This is a genomic window from Bartonella capreoli, from assembly GCF_902813205.1.
In the GTDB taxonomy this organism is placed as follows: Bacteria; Pseudomonadota; Alphaproteobacteria; order Rhizobiales; family Rhizobiaceae; genus Bartonella; species Bartonella schoenbuchensis.
The window spans coordinates 1-466 of sequence record NZ_CADDZX010000177.1; the positions used below are offsets into that span (position 1 = coordinate 1).

Sequence of the window (466 nt, forward strand, 5' to 3'; positions counted from 1 at the left end):
ATCATTCTATTGTCTGCTTTTCTCGCTATGCTCCGAGGATTTTCACGTGAAGTGCTGTCGTTGGCTTCCTGGGTAATCGCAGCTGGCGCTACGCTGTTTTTATTCAAACCTGTATTGCCCTTTTTTGAGCAATATCTCTCTAATAAAATGATTGCATTGATTACAACGTTAGTCACGATTTTTATTATTGTTCTCATTATTACTTCAATCATTACAATGAAAATCTCTGATTTTATTATTGATAGTCGAATTGGCATCCTTGATCGTAGTATCGGTTTTGTTTTTGGAGCACTTCGCGGTTTATTCATCATGGTTATTGGCGTGTTGCTTATTAATGCGCTTATTAGACCTGAGAACCAAGCAAACTGGTTAAAAAATGCAACAACAAAACCCATCTTAGATTCATTGGGACAAAAAATTTGGGAGAGCGTCCCCAAAAATCTTGATACTGTTCTCGAAAAAGCAG

Annotated in this window: 1 protein-coding gene; it reads left to right on the plus strand. The window is 37.3% G+C overall.

Features of this window, described 5'->3' with window-relative positions; genetic code table 11:
* On the plus strand, positions 1–466 hold a 466-nt coding region (locus tag J7R05_RS07935), incomplete at both ends, for a CvpA family protein (protein ID WP_208541841.1).